Origin of the sequence: Daejeonella sp. (assembly GCF_044348475.1) — a bacterium.
Taxonomy (GTDB): Bacteria; Bacteroidota; Bacteroidia; order Sphingobacteriales; family Sphingobacteriaceae; genus Daejeonella.
Window position 1 is genome coordinate 1 of record NZ_JBIKSU010000091.1, and the last position, 6,322, is coordinate 6,322.

The 6,322-nt window shown below is 36.5% G+C and carries 10 protein-coding genes; all 10 read right to left on the minus strand.

The features are described 5' to 3' along the window. On the minus strand, window positions 1-489 hold a 489-nt coding region (locus ACIQZ6_RS11140; RefSeq protein ID WP_395811094.1), incomplete at its 3' end, for an NTP transferase domain-containing protein. 4 nt (window positions 490-493) lie between these two features. Continuing rightward, on the minus strand, window positions 494-1,615 hold the full coding sequence (locus ACIQZ6_RS11145; protein ID WP_395811096.1) for an XdhC family protein: 1,122 nt from the start codon (window positions 1,613-1,615) through the stop codon (window positions 494-496). 19 nt (window positions 1,616-1,634) lie between these two features. Next, the gene (locus tag ACIQZ6_RS11150; protein ID WP_395811098.1) at window positions 1,635-2,915 is read right to left on the minus strand and encodes a voltage-gated chloride channel family protein; all 1,281 of its coding nucleotides are present in this window, start codon (window positions 2,913-2,915) and stop codon (window positions 1,635-1,637) included. Continuing rightward, complete coding sequence (locus ACIQZ6_RS11155) at window positions 2,908-3,057, minus strand: DUF2256 domain-containing protein (protein WP_395811100.1); 150 nt, start codon at window positions 3,055-3,057, stop codon at window positions 2,908-2,910. The genes ACIQZ6_RS11150 and ACIQZ6_RS11155 overlap by 8 nt, the downstream gene beginning before the upstream one ends. Window position 3,058: 1 nt before the next feature. Next, window positions 3,059-3,328 (minus strand): TIGR03643 family protein, encoded by a 270-nt coding sequence (locus tag ACIQZ6_RS11160; RefSeq protein WP_306552137.1) that lies wholly within the window; start codon window positions 3,326-3,328, stop codon window positions 3,059-3,061. Then, the gene (locus tag ACIQZ6_RS11165) at window positions 3,325-3,798 is read right to left on the minus strand and encodes a flavin reductase (RefSeq protein ID WP_395811103.1); all 474 of its coding nucleotides are present in this window, start codon (window positions 3,796-3,798) and stop codon (window positions 3,325-3,327) included. Before ACIQZ6_RS11165 ends, ACIQZ6_RS11160 begins: the two co-directional genes overlap by 4 nt. A gap of 64 nt (window positions 3,799-3,862) precedes the next feature. Further along, window positions 3,863-4,234, minus strand: a complete 372-nt coding sequence (locus ACIQZ6_RS11170; protein ID WP_395811105.1) for a DoxX family protein — start codon at window positions 4,232-4,234, stop codon at window positions 3,863-3,865. A 165-nt stretch (window positions 4,235-4,399) separates the two neighbouring features. Continuing rightward, window positions 4,400-4,900, minus strand: coding sequence for a DUF1648 domain-containing protein (locus ACIQZ6_RS11175; protein WP_395811107.1), 501 nt, complete (start codon window positions 4,898-4,900; stop codon window positions 4,400-4,402). A gap of 239 nt (window positions 4,901-5,139) precedes the next feature. Then, window positions 5,140-5,847 carry a hypothetical protein gene (locus ACIQZ6_RS11180; RefSeq protein WP_395811109.1) on the minus strand — a complete coding sequence of 236 codons (708 nt, stop codon included), beginning with the start codon at window positions 5,845-5,847 and terminating at the stop codon, window positions 5,140-5,142. Window positions 5,848-6,038: 191 nt separating this feature from the next. Further along, the gene (locus ACIQZ6_RS11185; protein WP_395811111.1) at window positions 6,039-6,317 is read right to left on the minus strand and encodes a Txe/YoeB family addiction module toxin; all 279 of its coding nucleotides are present in this window, start codon (window positions 6,315-6,317) and stop codon (window positions 6,039-6,041) included. Window positions 6,318-6,322 lie beyond the last annotated feature (5 nt).

A 6,322-nucleotide genomic window follows, 5' to 3' on the forward strand; every position in this document is an offset into this window, starting at 1 on the left:
TTGCAACGCCAAAAGTTCAACAAAAAGGCTTTTATGAAACAGGGCAGGAGTTCCCAGAGTATTTGCATAGCTGCTGGCAACAATAGATTGTTTGGAGTCTTTATGTTTAGTGATTAGATTGTTCAGGAGTTTGGCATTTACAAAGGGCTGATCGCATACCATCAGAATCACAGCTTCTGTTTCAGGGGCAATGATTTGCAGATTAGTTATCCCACAAGAGATAGAAGAAGCCATTCCGCTTTCCCAGGAGCTGTTTTCTAGGATGAAGATCTGTGTCTGCTCGATTTCTTTTTTTATGCTGTCTTTTTTTGAACCCAATACCACTAGTATTTGACTTGCCATGCTTTCAAGAGCAGTATCAATGCTATGTTGCAAAAGAGTTTTACCGCGATAGCTCAAGAGTTGTTTTGGGCTGCCAAGACGTGCTGATCTGCCTGCTGCCAGAATGATGACTGCAATGCTAGAAGGTTGACTATTTTGAGGCGCCATATTTTTAACTCCTTGAATGAATTGGTAATTTCCTGTACTTTAAAAAAGAACCATCTCTTTGAGAAAAGGCTGCGCGGATACCTGCAGCTAATGATAGGGCGATTTCTTCGGGGCTTTGTGCCCCAATATCCAATCCCAATGGGGCATAAATCCGTGCCATTTCTGATTCAGTTATTGACTGACCATTTTCAGCTAATTCTTTCCAGATTTTTTCGGAACGTATCTTCGGGCCGAGCATTCCAATATATGGAGCAGCAGTTTGGAGTGCTTTGGGTAAATTTAACTTATCAGTTTTATAGTCATGCGACATCAGAATGATTGCTGTATGTTCATCGATCTGCATTTCAGGAAACGCCGAGGGTGCAATAATTTGATCTGCAACTGAAGTTATTTTAGCGTTGATTTTGATTAATTCGGCCACAATACTAACCTTCCATCCGATCTCTTTTAACAGGCGGCACATCGGATAAACGTCGTATTGATGTCCCATCAGAACGACATGAATCTCTGGTGGCAAAATCTCAATAAATACAGCCAGACTTTTGCCATCTGCTGTTTTAATGCTTAAAGAATCTGATTTTTTATCTGCTACTTGTTGCTTTACTGCCTGTTCCAAAGATTTTTTCAGATCTGTATTTATAAATAGGGCCAGGCTTTCAGGGCCTTTATATTGAATCAGCTGACCAGGATTCACATTTTCAAAATCGCAATTAATTGCAGTGATGGTGATCAGGGTATGAGTTTCCCGGTTTGATAAAATACAGGATTTTAATACCTCCAATGGGTTGTTTGGGTCGTTAAAATCAAGTGGACAAAACAGCACATCAATAATTCCATTGCAACCTAATCCAACCCCAATTTGATGTGGGTCATCTTCGCTGGTATCATAGGTAATGAGTGTAGCATGTGAGTTGTTAATGGCTAAGCGCGCTCGTTTTAACGCATCGCCCTCCAGGCAGCCACCACTGATTCCACCAACCCATTGGCCATTATCTAAAACCAGCATGCGCGCACCTGTGCGGCGATAAGAAGATCCTTCAACACGTACCACAGTAGCAATAGCTGCGCGCGCAAGAGATCTATCTAACTCATCATATGCTTTGATTATGGCTTTGATTTCTTTCATTTATTCTAGTATACGTAAGCTACACAAAATTGAACGTTGACTTTAACTGCCTATAAATAAAATATTTTGGCCCACGCTGTATTTGCGAAGTATAAATTCCGGTATGTCCAGAAAAAAAGTATGAAATTAAACAGGCTATACCTATAAAAATTGCGCTTTCTATCCCAAATAATTCTATTCCCATCAAGGTGCAGGCAATAGGGGTGTTGCTTGCTCCTGAGAATACAGCCGCAAAACCCATTCCTGCAAGTAAGGCTACAGGTAAGGGCACAAACCACACCAATGCATTTCCAAGTGTTGCTCCAATAAAGAAAAGTGGAGTAACTTCACCGCCTTTAAAACCAGCACCGATGGTAAATGTTGTAAATAGGATTTTGAGTAGAAAGTCATAAGAATTCAGATCTACACTGAAAGCATTCATAATAACTGGAATTCCTAATCCGATATATTTGGTAGTTCCCATCAGATAAATGGCAATGGCGATAATAATACCGCCAATTAATGGTCTGAATGGAGCATATTTGATAATCGTTTTAAACAACTTGGTCCAGAAATGCAAAGATTTGGAAAATAACCAGGAGCTTAGTCCAAAAATTATACCTGTAAGCGCCGCCCATAGAAGGTTTATTATATTGATATCAGGTACAGTTGGAATACTATATTGTATGTGTGAAACATTCCATGCAGTGCATGTAAAATCAGCAATGAAAGCGGTAATCAAACTGGGTAACAAGGCTTCTGATTTTATATTGCCATAAAACATCACTTCTAATGCAAATACAGCTCCGGCAAGTGGAGTGCCAAATACTGCAGCAAAACCTCCGCTAATACCGATAATGAGCAGGATTTTTCGATCGTTTTCATTTAATCTGAACAATTTGCTGAACTGATCTGAAATAGCTGCCCCCATTTGTACTGCTGTTCCTTCTCTACCCGCTGAACCTCCAAAAAGATGAGTAATTAGGGTGCCGAATAAAACTAGCGGAGCCATTATTAATGGGATTATTTTTTTCGGACTATGAAATTCCTCAAGTAATATGTTGTTCCCATTGACCACTTCTTTTCCCCAATAGTGGTATGCCAGACCAATAATCAGTCCTGACAGAGGTAAAAAAGCAATTATCCAAAGGTGATTCTCTCTCCACTCTGTTACCCAATCCAAAAAAAATAAAAAGAATGCCGATGCAGATCCAGCCAGAATACCAACTAAAGCAGAAAGGAATAGCCATTTTACTAAGTAGAATAAAACAGGTATTTGCTTGGCTTTACTTATAATCGAGACCGTATCAGATTTACTCATTGAGGTGCTTTAATTTTCTGCATTTCTCGCTGCAGTATTTTACATCGTGCCAAACCTTTGCCCATTTTTTTCGCCAGCTAAAGGGCCTTTCACACACAATACAAATTTTAACTGGCAGGTTTTCTTTTTTGACTGTTTTCATCTCAGCGCTTGCTGATCTTATTCATACTGATGCTGCGTTGTAAGGTGCATTTAAACCGGTTGATTTCATCGGTTCGCTTATGTAGATGCTTTTGGCTTACACCACTATTGACACGTTTTCGCCATAAGTTAAAACTGCTTCTTTTCAGTTCTTTTCTCATCAGCGAAATCACGTCTGACTCGGTAAAGCCAAATTGAATTTTTATGGCTTCAAATGGGGTCCTGTCTTCCCATGCCATTTCAATGATGCGATCTGTTTCTGCTTCGGTCATGCCCTTATGATTTTTTTATTTCGTAATATTTCCGAAGTTAAAACTTCAGAATGATAGCTCTTGTATTTTTCAGCTTTGAACGTAAATAAAACATGGTCTCCGGTTTGTTTAAAATCGATTTTTTCAAGTAAAATGCGTGCTGATGTGTTTTTTAAGACATCCATACCATTCCAGCTTTCTAATAAATCATTTTTCTTGAGATACTGATACTTATCGAATTGCAATCCAGATCGCTGGCCCAAATTTCTAACCAGCTTATACTGCTCAGGATGAAGGAACTGCAAGATCGCTGTGTCGGTTTGAAACATGTTTTGCAATGTTTTGGTGTCATTATAAATGGCTATTGCATAGATTTTGGGCTCCATGCTTACAGCACTCACATAGGTACAGATATTCATATTTACCTTGCCTTCAAAATAGGTTGCAAGGCTATAAACCGGACAATCAATAATATTCCAGGGTCTTTTCATGGCTTAAAAATTTGGAATATTTTCAAATTACTTTGCTAATTAAAGTCTATTTCAAGGAATAAGTTTACTTATTATTCACGTTTATTTTAGGATCGTAAATGTAAGAAAGAGCTAAAACTCCAATTGCAATTAAAGGGATAAATGTTTGTTCATTGATTCCGTCAACTGCGGTAAGACTAATTGCTGCAAAAATAAAGTCAAAAGCAAATCCAGCATAAGCCCATTCTTTTACTCGTTTTGGAACTTGTGGAATAACTAATGCCAAAACACCTAATACTTTAAAAACAACCAATGCATTTCCAAAATACGCTGGATAACCCAAATGTTTAATGCTTTCTTTTGCTAATTCAGTTTGTGAAGTCAATGCGGGCATAACTCCTTCAAATAGAGCAATGATTGTTATTGCTGACCAAAATATTATTTTTTCTTTTTTCATTTTCAGGTGTGTTTATTTCATTTCTTTTTGATTTTTTAATACGATGACGGCTACAGGCTTTGGGCTTGGCTATTTGGCATTCCAAAAGCTTTCTGAATCAAAGCGCAAGTTCAAGAACTATCGGCAATTCAACAACCCGCTTCTCTAGCCAGTACCTTGTTTTGGTCATTGTTTTAAGTTGAATGATTTAATCAAAAAATAAATCAGCGGAATAAAAATTAGTCCCATTGTTAAAGGTAAAAACCATACTCCAAGCCCATCTTCTTCACTATTTGCGTAATTAATTGTTTTGAAGGTAATCAGTCCAAAAATAAACACAATAATCAGTTTTAGATACCTTAACATTCTAGTTGCATTGGTATAGTGTTTAAAAGCGTTTTCTTGCGTTATACTCGTTGGATAATTAAATACGTGAGGAAACCTATTTAACACGGTCAGTGCTATGAATAAAATGCTTGCAATTAAAGGTAAAGTCAAAATAGTGGCCTTTCCGCCAAATCTGTCGGCTTGCCCAGCTCCATTATAATGTGTTGGTATAGTATCAGGTAAGTTTGGATAATATGCCAATGTTAAAACCCAAACTATACTAATTAAAACCCAGCCTCCAATTTCAAATAACTTGTCTGTTGCTGAGAATTCTAATTTTAGTCTGGGTCTTTTATTCATTGTCAATTTATTTTATTCAATTTGTTTGTTAGGATTCGATTTGACGGTTCGGGCATTAGGGTTTGGGCGGCAATTTAGCCACAAAACTTGATTTGAAAAACTAATGGTTGATTAACCACAATCCCGATAGTTATCGGGATGTCTTTAAAACACGAAACCCCGTCTTTTGGGTAGGTGCTGTTATTAAACGTTCAATTAATATTTTTACTAATCATAACTAAACCACTAAATTTCAGTACTTATAGCTCTTTATTGTTTTTGTTAAATGAGTAGTTTAAACTAGCAAAGATAAAATGAAGTTGAATAAAATTATATCGATTCGTTCCGTTTGCTCCACCTTCAAGCAGTCTATAGCCAATGTTTCCTTGTAGGTTTTTAGTGAAACTATATCTTCCAGATGATGAAAGGTCAATTGCTCTGCCTTTACTTGCAGCTATACCTTCTACAAAAAAATCAACACCCATTTTTTGAGATATATCCCAATTGACTAATAAGTTGATAAGAGGAGCGAAACCAATACTAAAATTTTCACTTAAAAGCTCTCTATTCTTCAACGATACTCCAGCATCTCTAATTTTTAAAGACAAACCAAGTCCAAATTTAAAATCGTCTTTACTAATTATTCTTTCATTATAGGTAAAGCGATAAGAATTAAACTTGTAAATAGCTTCTATTGGTATGTTAGCTTTAAAGTTTTTTCCATCAAATAGTATATCCTTTTCTATTGTTCCAGTTTCTACAATTTTTAAGGGAGCAAAAAGAAATGAAAAATGATTTTTTCCATTTACTAAATAACCAGCACGCAACCTTAAAAATGGACTTACTGGAGTTTGAAAATCATTTTTCAGAGAAAATAACGTTCCATTATTGCCGTTGCGAATATCATTAATACCTGTAAAGAATGCTCCTGATTCAACATTAACGAAAGGCTGTGCATTCGTAGACAAATTGGAATTCAAACAAATAAAAAGAATCCAATATCTAGACTGAAAAATAAGCTTAGAAATCAAGTGATGCATTTTGAGTTCTTATTTTTTAAAAGCGTGTTTTTTAATGTTTTATAACGTTTTGTGCACAGCCGACGTTTTTTCAATGGCGGTTGTGCGCTGTTAGCAGCTGACCATTTTTTGTATATGGATTATTTGTCATCATAATGAAAGCGACATTGAATAATAGTGCATTTCTGATCTATTCTTTTTGTGCCACTAATTTTATAAACTAATCTATGTTCACCGGTAATTCTTCGCGACCAGAATCCTTTTAATCCGAACTTTAGTGGCTCTGGTTTTCCAATTCCTTTAAAAGGATCCTTATTTATTGCATTAATGAGTTCCTTGATCTTAACAACAATATTTTCATCATTTTCAATCCAGAACGAAAAATCTTCCCAAGCAATCTCTGTAAATTCAATATTCATTAAGC

What these genes read in the sequence shown, in the direction of transcription:
- ACIQZ6_RS11170 (WP_395811105.1), bottom strand. Translation starts at nt 4,234, where the DNA reads ATGAAAAAAGAAAAAATAATATTTTGGTCAGCAATAACAATCATTGCT.
- ACIQZ6_RS11145 (WP_395811096.1), bottom strand. Translation starts at nt 1,615, where the DNA reads ATGAAAGAAATCAAAGCCATAATCAAAGCATATGATGAGTTAGATAGA.
- ACIQZ6_RS11175 (WP_395811107.1), bottom strand. Translation starts at nt 4,900, where the DNA reads ATGAATAAAAGACCCAGACTAAAATTAGAATTCTCAGCAACAGACAAG.
- ACIQZ6_RS11155 (WP_395811100.1), bottom strand. Translation starts at nt 3,057, where the DNA reads ATGAAAACAGTCAAAAAAGAAAACCTGCCAGTTAAAATTTGTATTGTG.
- ACIQZ6_RS11150 (WP_395811098.1), bottom strand. Translation starts at nt 2,915, where the DNA reads ATGAGTAAATCTGATACGGTCTCGATTATAAGTAAAGCCAAGCAAATA.
- ACIQZ6_RS11185 (WP_395811111.1), bottom strand. Translation starts at nt 6,317, where the DNA reads ATGAATATTGAATTTACAGAGATTGCTTGGGAAGATTTTTCGTTCTGG.
- ACIQZ6_RS11165 (WP_395811103.1), bottom strand. Translation starts at nt 3,798, where the DNA reads ATGAAAAGACCCTGGAATATTATTGATTGTCCGGTTTATAGCCTTGCA.
- ACIQZ6_RS11160 (WP_306552137.1), bottom strand. Translation starts at nt 3,328, where the DNA reads ATGACCGAAGCAGAAACAGATCGCATCATTGAAATGGCATGGGAAGAC.